This is a genomic window from Paraburkholderia metrosideri, assembly GCF_904848625.1.
GTDB lineage: Bacteria > Pseudomonadota > Gammaproteobacteria > Burkholderiales > Burkholderiaceae > Paraburkholderia > Paraburkholderia metrosideri.
Window position 1 is genome coordinate 1 of sequence record NZ_CAJHCP010000019.1, and the last position, 20,767, is coordinate 20,767.

Consider the following 20,767-nt stretch of genomic DNA (forward strand, 5'->3'; position numbering starts at 1 on the left):
ACAATCACCACCGCATCAAGCTCAAGCTGAAAGGGCTGAGTCCTGTGATGTACAGAACCCAGCCCTCACGGCATTAGCCAACAACTGTCCAACTTTGCGGGGTCGGTTCAGCTGAGCGCAAACTCAGGCGGGCTTTTTTCAATACGCCGGACCCAACCAGGATCCGGCTATCAGCATTCAGCACAGCACGTTAATGTGCGCCCATGCCTTCGAGCACTTCGTCGTGCGTCTGGCGTTCTTCCAGGTAGTCCGAGCGATAACCGCTGCTCACGCCCCAGTAGTAGAACACCAGCGCGAACGCGATCACCACCAGCATGTCCCAGCCGTACGGCAGGATGCCGAAACCGCCAAACTCCTTGCTGCCGATCAGCGACAGCACCGCCATCACCGGCAGATACGCGACCAGCCACCATGCGGCCTTCAGATCGCGGCCCCAGCCGGCAAAACCCGACTTCGCCTGAAAGTAGAAGTACACCGGCAATGCGACGACCATCAGCAGAATGATTTCGCCGGTGAGCGGCCACTTTGCCCAGTACAGGATCAGCGACGCGCAAGTGAACGCGAACGGTGCAATCACCTTCATGCCGACGATATGCAGCGGACGCTCAAGGTCCGTCGCCGCGCGGCGCAGCGCCATCAAGCTGATCGGACCCGTCAGGTACGAGATCACGGTCGCCACCGAAATCACCGCCGCGAGCGAGCTCCAGCCGCGGAAGAAGAACAGGAAAATGAACGACACCAGCAGGTTGAACCACATCGCCTGACGCGGCACGCCGTAGAACGGGTGCACGTTGCCGAACATCTTCGGCATCGTGTTGTTGCGCTCCATCGCGTAGATCATGCGGGTCGTGGTCGCCATGTACGTCGTACCCGTACCGCTCGGGCTGACGAATGCGTCGACGTACAGCAGGATCGCGAGCCAGTTCAGGTTCAGCGCGATCGCGAGTTCCGCGAACGGCGAAGCGAAGTTGAAGTGGCTCCAGCCCTTCATCACGTCGGTCGGGTTCACCGCGCCGATATACGCGATCTGCAGCAGCACGTAGATCACGAGAGCCAGCAGGATCGAGCCGATCACCGCGAACGGCACGCTCTTGGCCGGATTACGCGCTTCACCCGCGAGGTTGATCGGGCTCTGAAAGCCGTTGAATGCGAACACGATGCCGCTGGTCGCAACCGCAGTGAATACCGACGACCAGCCATACGGCGCGAAACTGCTCGCTTCACCGAAGTTTTCCTTGTGGAAACCCGTCAGCATCAAGCCGAGGATCGTCGCGCCGGGAATCAGGAACTTGAAGATCGTGATCGCCGAATTGGCGCGCGCAAACAACTTCACGCCCCAGTAGTTCAGCAGGAAGTAAATGATCACAAGACCCGCGGAGAGTAATAACCCGTTAGTCGTTAATGATCCATTCACGAATAGCGCATGAGCCCATGGATATGGCCAGGTACTCATATATTGAATGGATGCTTCAGCCTCGATTGGAATCACCGAGACAATGGCAATCCAGTTGGCCCACGCGCTGATGAAACCCACCAGCGCACCATGCGAATAGCGCGCGTAACGCACCATGCCGCCTGATTCCGGGAACATCGCGCCGAGTTCGGCATAGGTCAACGCAATCGCGAGAATCACGACCGCACCGATAATCCACGCACAAATGGAAGCAGGACCTGCAATTTTTGCGGCCTTCCACGCGCCGAACAGCCAGCCCGACCCAATGATGGAGCCGAGGCCGGTCAGCATCAGCGCGAATGGCCCGATGTTCCGTTGTATAGAACTTTTCACGTATTCTCCTGTTTCAGAACCATGTCGGCACCGCGTGGCATCGCTTGTGGCGCTGGAGACGGGGTGACGCGCATGCATGCGCGACGGGTTCCATTCTAATCAGGTGCAACCGACGCGCGGCGCGTAGTTTAACGGTTGCACCGTCTCGTTGCAGCGAAACCAAGGGTTCTCCCTGAGAAAATTCTGGAGAGGCAGCAAGATTTGTAAGCAACTTTCGCGCCATTCGTCAAATATTCGTAAAGATCTCGGGAGACTGTTGACCTTCTCTCAAAATGGCCGTATAACGTCCGGGCAGGATTTCAAGCGGCGAGTGAATTGGTCTTTCGTAGGTCGCCCATCAACGGTACTCCGGTTGTCCCATTACCCCCTTCCTTGATTTTCATGCACTTTCTGGGCTTCGGCCTTATTTACCATCTTTAGGAACAAGTAATATGGAAACCGGTACCGTCAAGTGGTTCAATGACGCAAAGGGCTTTGGCTTCATCACGCCGGACGGCGGTGGCGAAGATCTGTTTGCGCATTTCTCGGAAATCCGCACGGAAGGCTTCAAGACGCTGCAAGAAAACCAAAAGGTTACGTTTGAAGTCAAGACGGGCCCGAAGGGCAAGCAAGCTGCTAACATCAAGCCGGCGTAAGCAGGCAAGCTTCCTTCTGGACGCAAAAAACCCCGCCAAGGCGGGGTTTTTTTATATCCATTGCAATTGAATCGATTTGAATGCGGTGATTATCTTCGCGATATGCGATTGATTAGTTTCGGGTTTATCCGAAGATACGGCGTGCGTGAATACCAAGTCCTGTTGCAACGCTGGCGAGTCGATCGCCGAATACCGCTTTCGCATCCGGGAACGCCGCCGCCAATGCGCCCGACAAAAACGCGAGGCCGGTTGAGCCGCCGGTGAAGTAAATAGCGTCGACGTCGCGGGCCGCGACGCCCGCTGCCTGAACCGTATCGCGCGCCGCCTGTACGATGCGCAGCGTTTCGTCCTGACCGGCCTTGATCAGTTGTGCTTCGTCGAATGCGAGGCGCAGGTCGTCTTCCACTTCGTCGAGATCGATCAAGGTCTCGCCGCCCGCCGCCACACCGATCTTCGCTTCTTCCGCATGCGCCGCCAAAGCGTGCCCAAGACGGCGCTCCACGACGCGCATCAGACGGTCGTGATGCCGGGTCTCAGTGAACAGATGACGCATTAGCGTGAGTTCGCTGACGCGCTTCGGCGCGTAGACCGTGTTGATCAGGTGCCAGGTGGCCAGATCGAAGTAAATCCGGTTCGGGATTTCGCGCCCTTCCGAATCCAGCGTTTGATAGCCGAGTTCGCGCAGGATCGTCGCCAGTTCGACGCGGCGGTCGAAGTCCGTGCCGGCAACGTGCACGCCGTGGTGCGCCAGCACGTCTTCCTTGCGCTCAACGCGCTTCATCCGCTCGGGCCCCACGCGCACCAGCGAAAAGTCCGACGTACCGCCGCCGATGTCGGCCACCAGCACGAGCCCTTCTTCCGTCAGATGCGATTCGTAATCGAACGCGGCTGCGATCGGCTCATACTGAAAGTGGATTTCCCGCAAACCGGTCGCGCGCGCAGCGGCCTCAAGCTGCTGCTGCGCCATCAGATCGGCGCGCGGGTCGTCGTCGACGAAAAACACCGGGCGGCCCAGCACCGCGCGATTGATCGCGCCGCCGGCACTCTTTTCGGCGGAGCGCTTCAGATGATCGACGAAGATCGCGATGATATCTGTGTACTTGATCGCAGTACCGTCACCGAGATCGGTGGAATTCTCGGCGAGCGGCGAGCCGAGAATGCTTTTCATCGAACGCATCAGACGGCCGTCGAAACCGTCGATGTACGCCGCCAGCGCCGCGCGCCCGAACTCGCGGGTGTCTTCGTCGGTATTGAAGAAGACGGAGGTGGGCAGCGTCGTATAGGCGCCTTCGACCGGCGCGAGCTTGAGTTGCGCGCCGTCAGGCACGGCTACGGCCGAGTTGGAAGTACCGAAGTCAATCGCGCAATAGTTCATGGCAGGAATCGCCGCTCACGGCTGGCGCGGACAGAAAGGGGAGCGGCTTTGTAACACGAAAGCTCGATCAGCATCAACCAACGCCTCCGAATAGCCGCGATAAACGCAAAAGGATCGCTCAACGGAACGAATATTGCTCTTTTGGACAGGATACGCCGCCAAATTTCTTGATTGAGGAGACTTCCAGCAATGAGCGCGCCGCCTACCGCCGTTGTCCACGAAAAAAGTGCTGCCCTGATTGAAACGGATCTGCCGTCGCGCCTCGACCGCTTGCCCTGGGGCCGCTTTCACTCGCTGATCGTCGTGGCGCTGGGCGTGACGTGGCTGCTGGACGGATTGGAGGTGACGCTGGCCGGTGCGGTGGCGAGCGCGTTGAAATCGAGCCCGGCGTTGCGCTTTACCAACGCTGACGTGGGTCTGGCGGGCAGCGCGTACATCGCGGGGGCGGTGCTCGGCGCGCTCGGTTTTGGTTGGCTGACCGACCGGTTGGGTCGGAGGAAACTCTTTTTCATCACGCTCGCGCTTTATCTGGCCGCCACGGCGGCCACCGCTTTTTCATGGAATCTGGCGAGCTTTCTGCTGTTCCGCTTTCTGACCGGTGCGGGCATCGGCGGCGAATACACGGCGATCAACTCGACCATTCAGGAGTTCACGCCAGCCCGCGTGCGCGGCTGGACCGACCTTGGGATCAACGGCACGTTCTGGGTCGGCGCGGGGCTCGGCGCAGCGGGCTCGCTGATCCTGCTCGATCCTCATTTGCTGCCTTCCGACTGGGGCTGGCGGGCATGCTTCTTCATCGGAGCAATACTGGCCCTGGCAATTCTGCCGATGCGCATCTGGGTCCCGGAGAGCCCACGCTGGCTTCTGACGCACGGCGACGAGCGCGATGCGCGTTCCATCGTCGAAGGCATTGAAGCGCGGTTTCGCGCCGAGGGCCACACGCTTTCTGACCAGCATCTCACCCGCCTGCGTTTGCGGGCTCGCGGCCACACACCGTTGAAAGAAGTTTTCCACACCCTCTTCAACGTCCACCGCCGGCGCGCGTTAGTCGGCCTGAGCCTGATGACCGCGCAGGCGTTCTTCTACAACGCGATCTTTTTCACCTACGCGCTGGTGCTCACCGATTTCTATCACGTGCCGGGCGACCACATCGGCTGGTATCTGCTGCCGTTCGCGCTCGGCAATTTCCTCGGCCCCTTGCTGCTCGGCCGCCTTTTCGATGTGATCGGACGACGCAAGATGATCGCCACGACCTACGGGCTGTCCGCGATCCTGCTGACGCTGAGCGGCTATCTGTTCGAGCAGAACCTGCTCACCGTGGTGACGCAGACCATCGCGTGGATGGTGATTTTCTTCTTCGCGTCGGCTGCGGCGAGTTCGGCGTATCTGACGGTCAGCGAATCGTTTCCGCTCGAAATCCGCGCGTTGGCGATCGCGGTGTTCTACGCGTTCGGAACGGCGCTCGGCGGTATCGTCGGACCGGCATTTTTTGGCCGCTTGATCGATACGCATCAACGCAGTGCGGTGTTTTCAGGCTATCTGGTCGGCTCGGCGCTGATGCTGGCGGCGGCGATCATCGCGGCAATCTGGGGGGTGGATGCGGAACGGAAGTCGCTGGAGAGCGTGGCGGCACCGCTATCGAGCGTCGCGGATACCGTAGACGGCGCGGAATAAAAAACGCGCGGTCGGCGCCGCGCATTTTGCCTGTTTCCAATCAGCCTTCGAAACGGCCGCTCAAAGCGCCTTCTTCCAGCCACCGCCATAAGCAATATCAGCCAGCGGCAAACGCTGACGCACCGACTTCTCACGCTCTCGCAGCACCGGATCGAGCTTGTCGACATCGCCGTAATGGCCGAGCGCGATCATTGCGATCACTTCGACGTCGCTCGGCAGATTGAAGGCCGTGCGGAACGCGTTGGGATCGAAGCCGCTCATCTGATGCGCGGCAAGACCGAGCGCGTGCGCCTGCAACACCAGCGCCATAGCCGCCGCGCCTGCGTCGTAAGGCGCGCAGCGATTCACTTCACCTTTGTTGGTGAGCGTATGCGTAGTCACGGCAATCAGCACCGGCGCGGGTGCATTCCAGCCCTGGTTGAACGGCACCAGCGTGGCGAAGGCCTGCTTGAACGAGACTTCATCGACGCTACGGTCGAATACGAGAAAACGCCACGGTTGCGCGTTATACGAAGACGGCGCCCAGCGAGCCGCTTCGAGCACGGCACGCAGATTCTCGCGGCTCACCGGCTCGCTCGAATACGCGCGCGGGCTCCAGCGGCCCGCGATCAGCTCGTGGATGGCAACTGTGGTAGGGGCGGGTTTGTTGGTCATGCGCTTCTCTCGGGTCGAAATTCATGAACACCGGGCGGCTGCCCGGGGCCACATAGCATAACCGGGCTTCGGCGCTCGTGCTCCAACTGGCGGGTAGTTTGTCGTGACACGGAGTGGAAAAGAAAACGGCCCCGTATGGGGGCCGTTGATCGTTCAAGCCGTTTAACACCGCCACGGAGCGCTCGCGGCCCGTCGTGTCACACGGCTTGCGTCTCCGGCACCTTGGCCGGCTTGTTGATCTGCAACACGATCACCGCTGCGACCAGACACAAGCCCCCCGAAATCATCGACGCCACCGTGTAAGTACCGAGGCTCGCGCGCAACATGCCGGCACCGAGCGCCGCGAACGCCGCGCCGAGCTGATGGCCCGCCACGATCCAGCCGAATACAACAGGAGCCGACTCCTTGCCGTAGACATCCGTCGCGAGACGCACGGTCGGCGGAACGGTGGCGATCCAGTCAAGACCGTAGAACACGGCAAATAGCGGCAAACCAAAGAAGTCGATACCAAAAGCGTGCGGCAGATACATCAGCGACAAACCGCGCAGCCCGTAGTACCAGAACAGCAGCACGCGGCTATTGAAGCGGTCCGACAGCCAGCCCGACAGCGTCGTGCCGAACAGATCGAAGATACCCATCGCGGCCAGCAGCGACGCGCCCTGCACTTCCGTCATCCCGTAGTCGCCGCACATCGCGATCAGATGGGTGCCGACGTAACCATTGGTGCTCGCGCCGCAGATAAAGAAACTGAAGAACAGCAGCCAGAAGTCACGCGTTTTGCTCGCCATGGCAAGCGTACCGAAGGCGATGGCAAGCGGATTCTGTTTGTTGACGGCACTGGCTTGCGGCGCATCGTGCGGCTCGCCATACGGGCGCAGTTTCATATCTGCCGGACGTTCGGGCAGCAGAAACGCGACTAGCGGAATCACCACCGCCGCCGCGAGCGCGACGACCCACACGACCTGCCGCCAGCCGTAATGCTCGGCGATGGCAGCCAGCATCGGCAGAAATACGAGTTGGCCGGTGGCTGAACTGGCCGTGAGAATGCCCATGACGAGGCCGCGTCGCGTAGTGAACCAGCGCGTCACCACGGTCGCCGACAGCGACAGCGCTGCCACCCCCGTCGAGCCGCCGACCATCACGCCCCAGATCAGCACCATCTGCCACGGATGCGTCATCAGTGACGACAGCGCGACGCCCGCCGCCATCGTGCCGAGCGCGGCCAGCAGCGTCGGACGGATACCAAAGCGCTGCATCGCCGCCGCCGCGAACGGCCCCATCAGCCCATAAAGCGCGATGTTCACGGAGATCGCGAGCGAGATCGTCGCGCGGCTCCAGCCAAACTGATGCTCGAGCGGCACCATCATCACGCTCGGCGTGGCGCGCGTGCCGGCCGCGGCCAGCAACACCAGAAACACCACCGCAACGGTCAACCACCCGTAGTGGAAACGCCCGCCAATCAGTCTCGCTGCCCAGTTCATTGATTCTCCCGTCGACGCCTGTCCCGAGGCTGCGTCGCTTGCATTATTACGGCTTTCGTAAATGACTTGTGACAGATCAGTCACAATTGTGGTTGCGATGTTAGTTACTGGTCGGTAACATGTCAAGGCGTCAATTCAATTTTCCATTCAGGTGGCCCCATGTCCGATAGCAAAACCCTCAAGCCGACCCACCCAAGACGGGTGCGTGGTGCGCAGACTGCCGGGCCCCAGGCGCAGCAGAATCTGCTGCGGGCGGCGAGCGAATTGTTCTATCGCGAAGGGGTGCGCACGGTCGGCGTCGATGCGGTGGTCGAGCGGGCCGGCGTGAACAAAATGAGTTTGTACCGCCAGTTTTCATCGAAAGACGAATTGGTGATGGCGTATCTGGAGCAAAAGGACGAGCAGTTCTTCGGTTACGTCGAGAAGAGTTTCGCCCAACACCCGGGCGACCCCGCCAGGCAGCTTCAGCAGTACTTCGACGACCTCGCGAGGCGTGCGTCGGTTGAGGATTATCGCGGCTGTCCGTTTGTGAACGTGGCGGTGGAGTTTTCCGATCCTGAACATCCGGCGCGGCAGTTCGTGTTTCGCAACAAGCAGCGCCTGATGGCGCGGCTATTCGAGTTGACGACCGCCGCGGGCGCGGACGATCCGCAAGCGCTGGCTGATGCGCTGGGGTTGATGATCGAAGGGGTGTACGCGGCCAGTCAGACCTATGGGCCCGGATGCGGTCCGATTCAGATCGCGCCGAAAGTCGCGGCGCAATTGATCGCAGCGGCCTGTGGCGAAACGCGTGGTGGAACGCGGGCAGCGGGAGTTACGTCGGTAAAATGACGTTTTTTCCCGAAGCGCTGCCCCTGCCATGCCGTTGCCTTCTGAATCCCACGATGCCGTTATCGCCGCCACCCGTCACTGGCTGACCGAGGCCGTGATCGGACTGAATCTGTGTCCGTTTGCAAAGGCCGTGCATGTGAAGGGCCAGATTCGCTACGCCGTCAGCGACGCAGTAGACATGGAAGGCGTGTTGACCGATCTCGAAGCCGAGCTTCAGACGCTGGTCGCTGCCGATCCGGACGCCGTCGACACCACGCTGTTAATCCTGCCGCGCACCCTCGGCGATTTCCTCGACTACAACGACTGTCTGTTTTTCGCCGATCGGATGATCAGGCAGCTTCGACTGGAAGGCGTCGTTCAGATCGCCAGCTTCCATCCGGCGTATCAATTCGAAGACGCCGAGCCGGACGACATTGAAAACTACACGAACCGCGCGCCCTATCCGATTCTGCATCTGCTGCGCGAAGACAGCATCGAGCGCGCGGTCGAGGCGTTCCCCGACGCGGAAGATATTTACGAACGCAATCAGGAAACGCTCCGGCGCATCGGCCTCGCCGGCTGGAACGAGTTGATGAAACGCTGACTCAGACGGCAGTCGCCTCGACAAAAAACCGCTCCCTCAACTCACCGATGCCGAGCGTCTCCATCACTTCATTGAGCCGTTCGGCCGGCCGGCGCCGCGGCAAATCCTTGTACTGCGCGATGATGAGTTCATTCTTCATCGAATGCTCCCAGCCCACCAGTTCAGTCACGCTGACCTGATACCCGTGCGCCTCGAGTTGCAAACAGCGCAGCACATTCGTGATCTGGCTACCAAACTCCCGCGTATGCAGCGGATGCCGCCAGATCTCGGTCAACGCGTTCGCCAGCGACTTCTGCTTGTTCTGCCGCAGCACGCCCGCCACTTCCGCCTGACAACAGGGCACGACCACGATGTACTTCGCCTTCTTTTCGAGCGCGAAGCGGATGGCGTCGTCGGTGGCCGTGTTGCACGCGTGCAATGCGGTCACGATGTCGATTTCCGCGGGCAAGCGAGTCGACGTGATCGACTCCGCCACCGACAGATTCAGAAACGACATCCCGCTGAATCCGAGCCGTGCGGCCAATTCTTCGGACTTCGTAACGAGGTCTTCGCGCGTTTCAATGCCGTAAATGTGCGAAGCCCCACCTGCAGCGTCCTGAAACTCCTTGAAGAAAAGATCGTAGAGGATAAAACCTAGGTATGACTTACCCGCGCCGTGATCGACGAGGGTCAGATTGCCCTGCTCGTCCTTGAGGTCTTTGAGCAACGGCTCGATGAACTGGAACAGGTGATAGACCTGTTTCAGCTTGCGGCGGCTGTCCTGGTTCATCTTGCCGTCGCGCGTGAGGATGTGGAGTTCCTTCAGGAGTTCGACGGACTGGTTTGGGCGGATTTCGTGGGTTTTGCTGGACATCATGGGGGACCGCCATCAATTGCAGTACGAACGTGCGACAGATGACGGATAAAGGGGAAAGTTGCTGTCAGTTTACCCAAAGTGCGGCGAGCTTACCGAATGAGCCGCGCAGATCATGCAAGAAATGCCGTCAACCTGGAACACTTCCTGCTCGATTGGCGATAGGCGGGCGTTTCGGGGGAGTAGCTGAAGATAGCTTGCGCAGCGGCGACGCCAGTTTGCGCAAGCCATGTCGCCGATAACAAAAGGCTAGCGGCCGTGACATGTTCACGCGAACCGGATGCATGTGGGGAGGGCGGTCCAGGAACACGGGCCGAACGTTACGTAACCAGCAGCGCGCCGAGACACCAACCGGACGCGCGCTCGGATGATAGAAGAGGCGGCAATGGATACGGTACCCAACGGAAACGTAGAACAGAAGTTTCAGGAAATGCTGGCGAAGCTCACGGCGACGCCTGCCTGGTCGGAGAAGCAGCAACTCGAACTGGAGATGGCGCGCGACATCTCCACTGAAATGCTCCGGCTGGCGGAAGTCATGCGCGATGGCAGCGTCGATATGGAAACCTGCCTGACCATGCTCAAGTACGCGAAAGTGCTCGATTTCGTCATGACGACGCTCGCATCCAGACGCGATATCAAGCCGCAAACGCTGCGGGTCATTTTCAAGCTGGCCGGGTTGAAGGTGGATGAGGCCTACCCCGGTTAGTAAGTGGCTAGCTGGCCGATGCGGATAAAGATAGAACGGCGATAACGCCGCGATTTGCAAAGGTGGCCAAGTGCCGCTGGCGTGGGTCGCGGCGTTGTCTTGTCTGGCGACCGGAGAGAGTCGGTGCCGTCTGGAGCACACGGCGTTCAGTGAAGGTCGCATCGCGTGCGCAGGTTGACGCGTTGTACTGGGCCACGGCAATCGCGGCGGAAGCCTCGGCACACGTCAAGTGACGGTTCTGCCTGCGCCGTGGGTGATGAAAGGGCGAGCCGCGCAGCCAGGCACGAATTCGAGGTCGACTCGTGGCAGCGCGCCGACCTCCCGCGGTGTTTGCCCTGCGCTGTCCGCAGTGTGAAAATAACGCCCTTCGCGCTGCCCGATCGTACGATCCCGCCAACGCGCCGCCTCTTCCGCTTACCTCGCAGGTCCGCATGTCATCCTCCTTAGATTCCGTCCGTGTCGCCGTGATAGGCGGCGGCCCCGCCGGCTTGATGGCAGCCGAGGCGCTGGCTCAACAACGCGTACAGGTCGACGTCTATGACGCGATGCCGTCTGTCGGCCGCAAATTTCTGATGGCGGGCAAAGGCGGGATGAACATCACGCATTCGGAACCGCTGGACCCTTTTCTCGGCCGCTATGGCGCGCGTCGGGCGCAGATCGCGCCGTTGCTGGACGCGTTCGGGCCGGACGCGTTGCGGGCCTGGTTGCAGGGGCTGGGCGTCGAGACGTTCGTCGGCAGCTCCGGGCGCGTTTTTCCCGCCGATATGAAGGCGGCACCGATGCTGCGGGCCTGGTTGCATCGGTTGAGAGAAACGGGGGTGCGGTTTCATATGCGGCACAAGTGGAGCGGCTGGGCGTCGCCCTCTTCCGGCGACGCCGCCACGCACGCCCTCACGTTCGAGACACCGGAAGGCGAACAAACCGTGACTTGCGATGCCGTGGTGTTCGCGCTTGGCGGTGCAAGCTGGCCGCGCCTCGGATCGGACGCCGCCTGGGTCCCGCTGATGGCCTCGCGCGACCTGCCGGTCACGCCGTTGCGCCCCGCGAACTGCGGCTTCGACGCGGACTGGAGCCCTTATCTGCGCGAGCGTTTCGCAGGCGAGCCGGTCAAGCCAGTGGCGATCACCGTCACCGACGTGGACAAAAAAGTCCACAATCGACAAGGTGAAATACTTTTGACCGAAACCGGCCTCGAAGGGAGCCTGATTTACGCGATGTCGGCGCTCATTCGGGAGCGAATTCTCGCCGACGGCGAGGTCACCATCGCGCTGGACCTGGCGCCAGGCTTGACGCTCGAGCGCGTGATCGCGGAAGTGACACGGCCACGCGGCTCACGTTCGATGTCGAGTCATCTGCACGGTCGAATCGGAATTGGCGGGGTAAAGCTGGCGTTGCTGCACGAGATTTTGTCGAAGGAGGCTTTCGCCGATGCGGACGGCCTAGCGCACGCGATCAAGGCGCTGCCGGTGAGGCTCGTGCGCGCGCGACCCATCGCCGAGGCAATCAGCACGGCGGGCGGTATTCCGTTTGAGGCGCTGGATAAAACATTGATGATCGAGCGTCTGCCCGGCGTGTTTTGCGCGGGAGAAATGCTCGATTGGGAAGCGCCAACTGGCGGCTATCTGTTGACGGCGTGTTTTGCCAGCGGGCTGGTGGCTGGAAGAGCGGCGGTCGATTATCTGACAGCGCGCGGCGCGTCGGTGTGATGCGACAGCGGGCAGCGTTGCAACGTGGCCGCGTGCTCGGCATCCGGCACACGTAAAGTGTAAAGCGACAGTTGCCGCTTCGCCACTGACTCGTCGCCTTGTCCGCGAACTCTTTTGGTCAGCTGCGCCACTTTTGCACGAAGCCGAAAACACGCGACGCTCCAATGCAAAAAGCCACCGACAAGCGCTGACGAATCAACGCCGCGCTCACCGTCGGTCGCTCACCGCATTAGCCCTTACCGCGGCTTCAACCGCCACAACGACGTCACTTCAGCCACCCGCGCTTTGTGCAGCGCATCGGTTTCATCGGTCGACTTTGGGTGTCGCGGACGAATGTCCTCACGTCCTACTACGGTAAGTCCGGCCTTCTCGATAGCGGCCAGCAACCACTCCCGTGTCCGCAAACCGAGATGCTCGGCGAAATCCGACAGGATCAGCCAGCCCTCGCCGCCTGGCGACAGATGCTCGGCGAGACCGTCCAGGAAGCCGAGCAACATGCGACTTTCCGGATCGTAGATCGCATATTCGACAGGCGACGCGGGGCGAGCCGGCACCCACGGCGGATTGCACACCACCAGCGGCGCACGCCCTTCCGGAAACAGATCCGCCTTCACGATCTCGACTTGCTGACCGTAGCCGAGACGTGTGAGGTTTTCGCGTGCGCAGGTAAGCGCTCGCGGATCCTGATCTGTCGCAACGATTTTCTTCACGCCGCGTTTGGCCAGCAGCGCCGCCAGCACGCCAGTGCCCGTGCCGATATCGAACGCCTTATTCAGCGATGGCAGCGGCGTGCGCGCGACCAGATCCACATACTCGCCCCGCACCGGCGAAAACACCCCGTAGTGCGGATGAATCCGCTCTTCAAGCGCGGGAATCTCGACGCCCTTCTTGCGCCACTCATGCGCGCCGATCAAGCCCAGCAGTTCACGCAGCGATACGACCGAGGCTTCGTCGCCGGACGGTCCATAGGTTTCGATACAGGCTTGAGCTACCTCCGGCGCACGACGCAGCGGAATGCCGTACGCGGCATCGAGCGGAATCAGGATCATGCCGAGCGTACGCGCGCGTTGCGACTGCGCCTGACGATGCAGGTTAAACGCGTCGATCGGCGTCTCGCCCAGCTTGCGTGGTTTGCGCTCCAGCCGGCGAGTGACCGCCTGCAACAGCTGACGGGCGTTCTGAAAATCGCCGTTCCACAGCAGCGCCGTGCCTTCGCAGGCGAGACGGTAGGCCGAGTCGGCCGTGGTCCGGTCATCGGCAACGATGACGCGCCTGGGCGGCGGCACGGCCGCTTCGGAACGCCAACGCGCGGAACGGGGGCCGTCGGCTTCGGGCCAGGTAATGAGTGCAGGGCTGGTCATGATGAGGTGGGATCGGTGTTGCGGAAGTGACGCAATGAGACGTTGCGTCGTCGGGGGCGTTGCCCGCCGGACGGAGTACTGGGTAGCAATGCTGACTGACGCCCGAATAGTACCTCTGTCGCGCGGATTCGCGGTGCGCTATTCGCCGCCCGGGGCGGCTAAAGGTAAGCATCAAAACACGTCGAATGTAGACAAAAAAATCCACAATCGACAAGGTGAATGAGATATGGTGATTTTCGGCCGTTATCCGGCTCACCGGTGAGTGCGAGGTTGGGCGCTTTTGCGCTGTCCTCGGGCGCGCTTTAGAAAGCCGGAAAGCGAAGCCCAGCAAGCCATACACGGGTTTCGGCGAGCGTCGCGGACGCATAAAAAAAGCGACGGGTCATCCCGCCAACGCAACATCGCGTCCAGCTCAATTCCGCCTCAGCCGACCTGAATGCCAACCCACGCGCCCAATAAAAAACGGGGTTTCTGAATGAACAGAAACCCCGTTTCGTACAACTGGTGCCGGCTGCAGGACTCGAACCCGCCACCTCATGATTACAAGTCAAGCGCTCTACCTGATGAGCTAAGCCGGCATGAGGCCGTGATTCTACTTCATTTCACGATCTTAAGGCGAGCCCTTCCGCCACCTTTTGTTCCATCGTCGTCAGGTTGCGGATTGTCGGTCGCGGATTCTGCCTTCGCAGCCGCCAGATCGGCCGACGGCGAAGTTTCGACCGCGCGCGGTGCAGCCGGTGCCGGAGCCTGATCGGCTTCGTCAGCGGGGACTGCGTCGGCGCCCGAATCCTGCGCCTCGCCGCCTGCCGACTCAACCGGGAACGCCATGCCCTGGCCGTTCTCGCGTGCGTAGATCGCGAGAATATTTGCGATCGGCACTTCGATCTTGTGCGACTTGCCGGAGAAGCGCGCGCTGAACTCGATCCACTCGTTGCCCATCTGCAACTGGCTGGTGGCCTCGAAGCTGATGTTCAACACGATTTCGTTGTCGCGCACGAACTGACGCGGTACGCGCGTCTGGTTGTCGACCCGAACGGCGATATGCGGCGTGTAGCCGTTATCCGTGCACCACTCGTAAAGCGCACGCAACAGATAAGGCTTGGTGGAAATCTCTTGCATCTACAGTCCTCTTACCGGGCGCGGGCCCGCGCAGTCCATGCGCGGCGCCCTCGCCCCAAGCCAAACTCAACGACGCATCACCTTTTCCGAAGGCGTCAGCGCTTCGATATAAGCCGGGCGGCTGAAAATGCGCTCGGCGTACTTCATCAGCGGGGCGGCGTTCTTCGACAGTTCGATGCCGTAGTGATCCAGACGCCACAGCAGCGGAGCGATCGCGACGTCGAGCATCGAGAACTCTTCGCCGAGCATGTACTTGTTCTTCAGGAAGATCGGCGCGAGCTGCGTCAGGCGATCGCGGATCGCGAGACGGGCTTTCTCGTGATTCTTCTCGGCAGCCTTGCCCTTTTCGTTTTCGAGCGTGCCGACGTGAACGAACAGTTCCTTTTCGAAGTTCAGCAGGAACAGGCGGGCGCGGGCGCGCTGAACCGGGTCGGCCGGCATCAGTTGCGGGTGCGGGAAGCGCTCGTCGATGTATTCGTTGATGATGTTCGATTCGTACAGAATCAGGTCCCGTTCGACGAGAATCGGCACCTGACCGTACGGATTCATCACAGCGATGTCTTCCGGCTTGTTAAACAGGTCGACGTCGCGGATCTCGAAGTCCATGCCCTTTTCGAACAACACCAGCCGGCAGCGCTGGGAGAACGGGCAAGTAGTGCCGGAATACAGAACCATCATATTTACGTTTCCTCAAAAAGCTGAAAGGCCAGCGCGCGGAAAAACCGTTCAGCAGGTTCTTCCTGGCGCCGGCCCCACGCCGGGTGACGGCGTGATTATTTGATATGTTTCCAGTACGCGGCGTTCAGTCGCCAGGCGAAAAAGCTCAGGATACCGAGGAACATCAGCACCCACACGCCAAGTTGCTTGCGGGTGTGCTGGGTCGGTTCGGACATCCATGACAGGTACGACACGAGGTCGGCCACAGCAGAATCATAATCTACCGGCGACATGGTCCCCGGAGTGAGCTGCTGGAAGCCGACGAATTTGTGTACCGTTTCGCCGGTTTTTTCATCGGTTTCATCGCCGAATTTCGCCGCGCGCTGCCCCTGAAGCTGCCACAACACGTGAGGCATGCTCACGTTCTCATACACAAGATTGTTCCAGCCGGTTGGCCGGGTATTGTCGCGATAAAAGCTGCGCAGATACGTGTACAGCCAGTCTTTGCCGCGCGCCCGCGCTTCCACCGACAAATCCGGCGGCGCTGCGCCGAACCACGCTTTAGCGTCTTCCGGGCGCATCGCGATCGTCATCGTGTTGCCGATCTTGTCGCTGGTGAACAGCAGGTTCGACTGAATTTCGGCCGGCGTAATGCCAAGGTCGGTCAGCCTGCTGTAGCGCATCAGGCTCGCGCTGTGACAATTCAGGCAGTAGTTTACAAACAATTGCGCGCCGTGCTGCAAAGAAGCGAAATTGTCCGCGTTATCCGGCGCGCGGTCGAGAGGGAAATTCTCGTCCGCGTAGGCCGGGGCAGCCAGCAACGCGAGCAGTGTCGCGCCTATCAGCGCGCACGTCGAAAGCAGTTTTTTCATTTCGTGTTCTCCTGGCTTGCGATTAGTGAGGCTTGAACCGCACCCGTTCGGGTGGCTGCTTGAACGTGCCAAGCCGCGTCCAGAACGGCATACCGAGGAAAAACGCGAAGTAGATCAGTGCGCAGATCTGCGCGATCAGCGTGGAAGCGGGCGACGGCGGTTTCGTGCCGAGGAAGCCCAGCGTCAGGAACGCGATCACGAAGATGCCGTAGAACACCTTATGAAAAAACGGCCGGTAGCGGATCGACTTCACCGGCGAGCGGTCGAGCCACGGCAGGAAGAACAGCGAAATCACCGCGCTGCCCATCACCACCACGCCCCAGAACTTCGACTCGGTGAACGCCATGGCCAGAATCACCAGCACGGCCAGCACCGGCAGGCCAAGCTTCCATTTGCCGCGCGCACGCACCAGCGCGAGCAGCCCAAGCAACGCAATCACAACCATCAACACGATCTTGAATGGGTCGGTGGTCGCGCGAAGCATCGCATAAAACGCCGTAAAGTACCAAACCGGCGCAATTTCTGGCGGCGTTTGCAGCGGATTCGCTGGAACGAAGTTATTCGATTCGAGGAAGTACCCGCCCATCTCCGGCGCAAAGAAAATGATCGCGGCGAAAATGAACAGGAACACCGTCACGCCCATGAAATCGTGCACCGAGTAGTACGGGTGGAACGGAATGCCGTCGAGCGGAATGCCGTCCGGGTCCTTCTTCGCCTTGATCTCGATGCCGTCCGGGTTGTTCGACCCCACTTCGTGCAGCGCGACCAGGTGAGCGACCACCAGCCCGACCAGCACCAGCGGAATCGCGATCACGTGAAACGCGAAGAAGCGGTTCAGCGTGACGTCCGAGACCACATAGTCGCCGCGAATCCACAGCGATAGATCCGGGCCGATGAACGGAATCGCCGAAAACAGGTTAACGATCACCTGCGCGCCCCAGAACGACATCTGCCCCCACGGCAGCAGATAGCCGAAGAACGCCTCGGCCATCAGGCTCAGAAAGATCAGGCAGCCGAAAATCCACACCAGTTCGCGCGGCTTGCGATACGAGCCGTACATCAGCCCGCGGAACATATGCAGATACACGACGACGAAAAACATCGACGCGCCGGTGGAGTGCATATAGCGGATCAGCCAGCCCCACGGCACCTCGCGCATGATGTACTCGACCGACGAGAACGCAAGCGTCGCGTCGGGCTTGTAGTTCATCGTGAGGAAGATGCCGGTGACGATCTGGTTGACCAGCACCAGCAACGCGAGCGAGCCGAAGAAGTACCAGAAGTTGAAGTTCTTCGGTGCGTAGTACTCGGAAACGTGTTTTTTCCACGTGGAGGTCAGCGGAAAGCGCCGGTCGATCCAGCCGACCAGCCCGGTCGTCTCTACATCGTGCTCGATCGCCATTACGCTTCTCCTTTCTCGTCCTTGCCGATCACGAGGCTGGTGGCCGACGTGAACATGAATCGCGGGATGTCGAGGTTCTGGGGCGCGGGTTTGTTCTTGAAGACGCGGCCGGCCATGTCGTAGGTCGAGCCATGGCAGGGGCATAGAAAGCCACCTGGCCAGTTGTCCGGAAGATTGGGCTGCGCACCCTCCTGGAAGCGTGGTGTCGGCGTGCAGCCCAGATGGGTGCACACAGCGACGGCGACTAGAAGATGTTTGTTCTCAGCGCGTGAACGGAACTCGTTGTTGCAGTAGTCCGGCAACGGCATCGAAAAAGGATTTTTTGTGTGGGGATCGGCTACATCGTTATCGGCTTTCTGTACATCGGCGAGCATTTGATCGGTGCGGTTGATGACCCACACCGGTTTGCCGCGCCAGGCGACGGTGACCATGTCGCCCGGCTTGAGATTACTGATATCAACTTCGACCGGGGCGCCTGCGGCCATGGCCTTTGCAGATGGTGCAAACGAACTAACAAAGGGTACGACAATGGCAACACCTCCTATGCCACTTGCTACGGTCGTCGCTACCAGCCAGTTCCGGCGGCTGCCGTCGACGCGTTCATCTTCTTTGTCTCGCATCACACGCCCCACTTCTGAGTTGGATTTTTCCTTCACGTCGCTTCTACCGCCGCTAGTTTGCGCGAATGGAGTCGCCATTTACAAGGGCCGATTGCCAAAAACCGTGCGAAGCCCTTGATAACTCAGGGTTTCTCCGTACGGAACGCAAACTTTTTTGCACCTCCTTTTAAGTGTTCTCTGCGTTATTCAGACCTTTTTGTTCTTTAATGCAATTCGCAAAACTTTCGATTCAAACGGGATTAGAGATATCGATAAAGAGGTGCTCAATATCGAACTCTTCGGACAGATGTTTGCCCACTGCCTGGACCCCGAGACGTTCGGTCGCGTGATGTCCGGCTGCCAGAAAAGCCACGCCGCTTTCCGCCGATGTGTGCATCACCGACTCCGACACTTCGCCGGTCAGATAGACGTCGGCGCCCGCATTGATTGCGGCGTCGAACATGTTTTGCGCGGCGCCGGTGCACCACCCCACCCGACGCAGTTCGCGATCTGGATCGCCGAATACGAGCGGCGTGCGGCCAAGCGTCTGTTCGATTTCCGCGGTGAAGTGCGCGAGCGTGATCGGCATCGGAAATGTGGCGAGCCAGCCGAGGTCGTTCTCGCCGAACCGTGCGTCACTGATCCAGCCCATCTTCTCGCCGATCTGCGCGTTGTTGCCGAACTCGGGATGGTCGTCGAGCGGCAGGTGATACGCGAACAGGCTCAGGTCGTTGGCGATCAGCAGTTTGAGACGCGCATGTTTGCGGCCGGTGATCTGCGGCGCTTCGTTGCGCCAGAAGTAACCATGGTGAACCAGCACGGCGTCCGCGCCCCAATCGAGCGCGGCTTCCAGGAAGGCCACTGACGCGGTCACGCCGGTCGCGAGCTTATTGATCCGGCGGCGCCCTTCGACCTGCAATCCATTGGGGCAATAGTCCTTGAAGCGCGCGGTTTCAAGAAGATTGTTCAAGTACAATTCAAGTTCGATCCGATCCATATAAACCTCTAGTCTTCAGATGCTTAGACGCTTTTGGCTGTTCTTTGCCCAAGCGGTGACTGTGCTGTTGGCGCTGATGTTCATCATTGCGACCCTCAAACCGCAGTGGCTCCAGCGTCAAGGGCAATTCGGCAAGCAACTCGCCGAACCCATCGTCGCCCTACGGGAAGTGGCGCCAGGCATCGGCAGCGGGCCAGCCCAGGCGTCCTATGCGGACGCCGCGCAAAAGGCGATGCCCGCGGTCGTCAATGTGTTCTCCAGCAAGGATGGCTCACTGCCGCCCGACCCTCGCGCGAAAGATCCTCTGTTCCGCTATTTCTTCGGCGACAAGAACAAGCGCAAGCAGGAGGAGCAACCCGCATCCAACCTCGGCTCCGGCGTAATAGTGAGTTCGGAAGGTTACATTCTAACGAACCAGCACGTCGTGGACGGCGCCGATCAGATCGAAATCGCGCTGGCCGATGGACGCACCACGAATGCCAAGGTAATCGGCATCGATCCGGAAACAGATCTGGCCGTGCTGAAGGTCAACATGACCAATCTGCCTACCATCACGCTCGGGCGCATGGATCAGACGCGGGTGGGCGACGTGGTGCTGGCTATCGGCAATCCGTTCGGCGTCGGGCAAACGGTGACCATGGGGATTGTCAGCGCACTCGGGCGCAATCACCTTGGCATCAACACGTTCGAGAACTTCATTCAGACTGACGCCGCGATCAACCCCGGCAATTCGGGGGGCGCGCTGGTCGATGTGAATGGCAATCTGCTCGGCATCAATACCGCCATCTATTCGCGCTCGGGCGGCTCGCTTGGGATTGGCTTTGCGATTCCCGTGTCGACCGCGCGGAGCGTGCTGGAGAGCATCATCACGACCGGTTCGGTCACGCGTGGCTGGATTGGTGTCGAACCGCAGGACGTGACGCCGGAGATCGCCGAGTCGTTCGGGCTGGAACAGAAGTCGGGCGCCATCGTCGCTGGCGTGCTGAAAGGCGGCCCCGCAGATCGCGCCGGCATCAAGCCGGGGGATATCCTGGTGAGCGTGAACGACCAGGAAATTACCGACACGACGCGCCTGCTGAACGTAATCGCTCAGATCAAGCCGGGTACGGCCGCGAAGGTGCATCTGGTGCGTAAAGGTCGCGGGATCGATCTGGACGTGACGATTGGCAAGCGCCCGCCCCCGCCGAAGCAGCCTTCCGACGACAACGGCGGCGGAGATCAACAGGATGATGACGGCGGTTGATGTGAGTGAGTTTGCGAGGCGGCTTTGCAGTTGCTGCTGAACGGGAGGCTTCCTTCTCGCATAACCAGGTCACGCAAGATGGAAACGACTTCGCGATTGCAGTCCGCGTAACCCTGGCAAGCGCCGCAACGCAAACCACCGACATAAGTCAAAGCAAAAAGGGCAGTCCATAACGGACTGCCCTTTTTGCTTTGTGCTTCTGGATCTAGCGCCCGGCAAAGCAGCGCTAGTCT

General features: G+C 60.4%; 20 protein-coding genes and 1 tRNA gene. 8 read left to right on the plus strand and 13 right to left on the minus strand.

Annotated elements, in window-relative coordinates:
- The coding region (locus LMG28727_RS34875) for an IS3 family transposase (RefSeq protein ID WP_407945889.1) at positions 1–77 on the plus strand (77 nt) is incomplete at its 5' end.
- A gap of 113 nt (positions 78–190) precedes the next feature.
- Here LMG28727_RS34875 and LMG28727_RS30625 read toward each other — a convergent pair.
- Complete coding sequence (locus LMG28727_RS30625; RefSeq protein ID WP_201646082.1) at positions 191–1,786, minus strand: APC family permease; 1,596 nt, start codon at positions 1,784–1,786, stop codon at positions 191–193.
- Positions 1,787–2,217: 431 nt separating this feature from the next.
- Between LMG28727_RS30625 and LMG28727_RS30630 the strand changes: the two genes are divergently transcribed.
- Entirely contained in the window at positions 2,218–2,421 is a 204-nt protein-coding gene (locus LMG28727_RS30630; RefSeq protein WP_060858913.1) for a cold-shock protein, read from the plus strand.
- 124 nt (positions 2,422–2,545) lie between these two features.
- Here the strand turns inward: LMG28727_RS30630 and LMG28727_RS30635 are convergent, their stop codons facing one another.
- Complete coding sequence (locus LMG28727_RS30635) at positions 2,546–3,796, minus strand: Hsp70 family protein (protein ID WP_201646083.1); 1,251 nt, start codon at positions 3,794–3,796, stop codon at positions 2,546–2,548.
- A 189-nt stretch (positions 3,797–3,985) separates the two neighbouring features.
- Here LMG28727_RS30635 and LMG28727_RS30640 point away from each other — a divergent pair, with 189 nt between their 5' ends.
- Positions 3,986–5,470 carry an MFS transporter gene (locus tag LMG28727_RS30640; protein WP_201646084.1) on the plus strand — a complete coding sequence of 495 codons (1,485 nt, stop codon included), beginning with the start codon at positions 3,986–3,988 and terminating at the stop codon, positions 5,468–5,470.
- A 60-nt stretch (positions 5,471–5,530) separates the two neighbouring features.
- Here LMG28727_RS30640 and LMG28727_RS30645 read toward each other — a convergent pair whose 3' ends face one another.
- Together LMG28727_RS30645 and LMG28727_RS30650 are read right to left on the minus strand one after the other, a co-directional pair.
- Entirely contained in the window at positions 5,531–6,124 is a 594-nt protein-coding gene (locus LMG28727_RS30645) for a nitroreductase family protein (protein ID WP_201646085.1), read from the minus strand.
- A gap of 197 nt (positions 6,125–6,321) precedes the next feature.
- Positions 6,322–7,605 carry an MFS transporter gene (locus tag LMG28727_RS30650; protein ID WP_201646086.1) on the minus strand — a complete coding sequence of 428 codons (1,284 nt, stop codon included), beginning with the start codon at positions 7,603–7,605 and terminating at the stop codon, positions 6,322–6,324.
- 159 nt (positions 7,606–7,764) lie between these two features.
- Between LMG28727_RS30650 and LMG28727_RS30655 the strand changes: the two genes are divergently transcribed.
- Both LMG28727_RS30655 and LMG28727_RS30660 read left to right on the plus strand, forming a co-directional pair.
- The gene (locus tag LMG28727_RS30655) at positions 7,765–8,436 is read left to right on the plus strand and encodes a TetR/AcrR family transcriptional regulator (RefSeq protein ID WP_201646087.1); all 672 of its coding nucleotides are present in this window, start codon (positions 7,765–7,767) and stop codon (positions 8,434–8,436) included.
- Positions 8,437–8,464: 28 nt separating this feature from the next.
- Positions 8,465–9,019 (plus strand): DUF1415 domain-containing protein, encoded by a 555-nt coding sequence (locus tag LMG28727_RS30660; protein ID WP_201646088.1) that lies wholly within the window; start codon positions 8,465–8,467, stop codon positions 9,017–9,019.
- A 1-nt stretch (position 9,020) separates the two neighbouring features.
- Here LMG28727_RS30660 and LMG28727_RS30665 read toward each other — a convergent pair whose 3' ends face one another.
- Positions 9,021–9,872 carry a class I SAM-dependent methyltransferase gene (locus tag LMG28727_RS30665; RefSeq protein ID WP_201646159.1) on the minus strand — a complete coding sequence of 284 codons (852 nt, stop codon included), beginning with the start codon at positions 9,870–9,872 and terminating at the stop codon, positions 9,021–9,023.
- 385 nt (positions 9,873–10,257) lie between these two features.
- On the opposite strand from LMG28727_RS30665, the gene LMG28727_RS30670 reads away from it, so the two are divergent.
- Entirely contained in the window at positions 10,258–10,578 is a 321-nt protein-coding gene (locus LMG28727_RS30670) for a type II toxin-antitoxin system HicA family toxin (protein WP_042329129.1), read from the plus strand.
- A gap of 431 nt (positions 10,579–11,009) precedes the next feature.
- A complete protein-coding gene (locus LMG28727_RS30675) occupies positions 11,010–12,284 on the plus strand; it encodes a TIGR03862 family flavoprotein (RefSeq protein WP_201646089.1) in 1,275 nt (424 codons plus the stop codon).
- A gap of 236 nt (positions 12,285–12,520) precedes the next feature.
- Here LMG28727_RS30675 and LMG28727_RS30680 read toward each other — a convergent pair whose 3' ends face one another.
- The 8 genes from LMG28727_RS30680 to LMG28727_RS30715 all read right to left on the minus strand — a co-directional run bounded on the left by LMG28727_RS30680 (position 12,521) and on the right by LMG28727_RS30715 (position 19,291).
- Positions 12,521–13,645, minus strand: a complete 1,125-nt coding sequence (locus tag LMG28727_RS30680; RefSeq protein WP_201646090.1) for a methyltransferase — start codon at positions 13,643–13,645, stop codon at positions 12,521–12,523.
- 502 nt (positions 13,646–14,147) lie between these two features.
- Positions 14,148–14,223: transfer RNA gene (locus LMG28727_RS30685), tRNA-Thr, on the minus strand.
- Positions 14,224–14,242: 19 nt separating this feature from the next.
- Positions 14,243–14,764 (minus strand): ClpXP protease specificity-enhancing factor, encoded by a 522-nt coding sequence (locus tag LMG28727_RS30690; RefSeq protein ID WP_201646091.1) that lies wholly within the window; start codon positions 14,762–14,764, stop codon positions 14,243–14,245.
- A gap of 66 nt (positions 14,765–14,830) precedes the next feature.
- Positions 14,831–15,442 (minus strand): glutathione S-transferase N-terminal domain-containing protein, encoded by a 612-nt coding sequence (locus LMG28727_RS30695; RefSeq protein ID WP_006052302.1) that lies wholly within the window; start codon positions 15,440–15,442, stop codon positions 14,831–14,833.
- 95 nt (positions 15,443–15,537) lie between these two features.
- Positions 15,538–16,293 (minus strand): cytochrome c1, encoded by a 756-nt coding sequence (locus tag LMG28727_RS30700; RefSeq protein WP_201646092.1) that lies wholly within the window; start codon positions 16,291–16,293, stop codon positions 15,538–15,540.
- Positions 16,294–16,315: 22 nt separating this feature from the next.
- Entirely contained in the window at positions 16,316–17,695 is a 1,380-nt protein-coding gene (locus LMG28727_RS30705; protein WP_201646093.1) for a cytochrome b, read from the minus strand.
- Positions 17,695–18,315 carry a ubiquinol-cytochrome c reductase iron-sulfur subunit gene (gene petA / locus LMG28727_RS30710; RefSeq protein ID WP_236592505.1) on the minus strand — a complete coding sequence of 207 codons (621 nt, stop codon included), beginning with the start codon at positions 18,313–18,315 and terminating at the stop codon, positions 17,695–17,697. The genes LMG28727_RS30705 and petA overlap by 1 nt, the downstream gene beginning before the upstream one ends.
- A 229-nt stretch (positions 18,316–18,544) precedes the next feature.
- On the minus strand, positions 18,545–19,291 hold the full coding sequence (locus LMG28727_RS30715) for a Nif3-like dinuclear metal center hexameric protein (RefSeq protein WP_201646095.1): 747 nt from the start codon (positions 19,289–19,291) through the stop codon (positions 18,545–18,547).
- Positions 19,292–19,310: 19 nt separating this feature from the next.
- On the opposite strand from LMG28727_RS30715, the gene LMG28727_RS30720 reads away from it, so the two are divergent.
- Entirely contained in the window at positions 19,311–20,534 is a 1,224-nt protein-coding gene (locus LMG28727_RS30720; RefSeq protein ID WP_201646096.1) for a Do family serine endopeptidase, read from the plus strand.
- Positions 20,535–20,767 lie beyond the last annotated feature (233 nt).

Bases quoted from the DNA above. Each gene is read 5' to 3' on its own strand.
- LMG28727_RS30720 (WP_201646096.1), top strand. From the start codon at position 19,311: ATGCTTAGACGCTTTTGGCTGTTCTTTGCCCAAGCGGTGACTGTGCTG.
- LMG28727_RS30660 (WP_201646088.1), top strand. From the start codon at position 8,465: ATGCCGTTGCCTTCTGAATCCCACGATGCCGTTATCGCCGCCACCCGT.
- LMG28727_RS30645 (WP_201646085.1), bottom strand. From the start codon at position 6,124: ATGACCAACAAACCCGCCCCTACCACAGTTGCCATCCACGAGCTGATC.
- LMG28727_RS30690 (WP_201646091.1), bottom strand. From the start codon at position 14,764: ATGCAAGAGATTTCCACCAAGCCTTATCTGTTGCGTGCGCTTTACGAG.
- petA (WP_236592505.1), bottom strand. From the start codon at position 18,315: ATGCGAGACAAAGAAGATGAACGCGTCGACGGCAGCCGCCGGAACTGG.
- LMG28727_RS30695 (WP_006052302.1), bottom strand. From the start codon at position 15,442: ATGATGGTTCTGTATTCCGGCACTACTTGCCCGTTCTCCCAGCGCTGC.
- LMG28727_RS30655 (WP_201646087.1), top strand. From the start codon at position 7,765: ATGTCCGATAGCAAAACCCTCAAGCCGACCCACCCAAGACGGGTGCGT.
- LMG28727_RS30700 (WP_201646092.1), bottom strand. From the start codon at position 16,293: ATGAAAAAACTGCTTTCGACGTGCGCGCTGATAGGCGCGACACTGCTC.
- LMG28727_RS30665 (WP_201646159.1), bottom strand. From the start codon at position 9,872: ATGTCCAGCAAAACCCACGAAATCCGCCCAAACCAGTCCGTCGAACTC.
- LMG28727_RS30670 (WP_042329129.1), top strand. From the start codon at position 10,258: ATGGATACGGTACCCAACGGAAACGTAGAACAGAAGTTTCAGGAAATG.
- LMG28727_RS30635 (WP_201646083.1), bottom strand. From the start codon at position 3,796: ATGAACTATTGCGCGATTGACTTCGGTACTTCCAACTCGGCCGTAGCC.
- LMG28727_RS30675 (WP_201646089.1), top strand. From the start codon at position 11,010: ATGTCATCCTCCTTAGATTCCGTCCGTGTCGCCGTGATAGGCGGCGGC.
- LMG28727_RS30680 (WP_201646090.1), bottom strand. From the start codon at position 13,645: ATGACCAGCCCTGCACTCATTACCTGGCCCGAAGCCGACGGCCCCCGT.
- LMG28727_RS30650 (WP_201646086.1), bottom strand. From the start codon at position 7,605: ATGAACTGGGCAGCGAGACTGATTGGCGGGCGTTTCCACTACGGGTGG.
- LMG28727_RS30705 (WP_201646093.1), bottom strand. From the start codon at position 17,695: ATGGCGATCGAGCACGATGTAGAGACGACCGGGCTGGTCGGCTGGATC.
- LMG28727_RS30640 (WP_201646084.1), top strand. From the start codon at position 3,986: ATGAGCGCGCCGCCTACCGCCGTTGTCCACGAAAAAAGTGCTGCCCTG.
- LMG28727_RS30630 (WP_060858913.1), top strand. From the start codon at position 2,218: ATGGAAACCGGTACCGTCAAGTGGTTCAATGACGCAAAGGGCTTTGGC.
- LMG28727_RS30715 (WP_201646095.1), bottom strand. From the start codon at position 19,291: ATGGATCGGATCGAACTTGAATTGTACTTGAACAATCTTCTTGAAACC.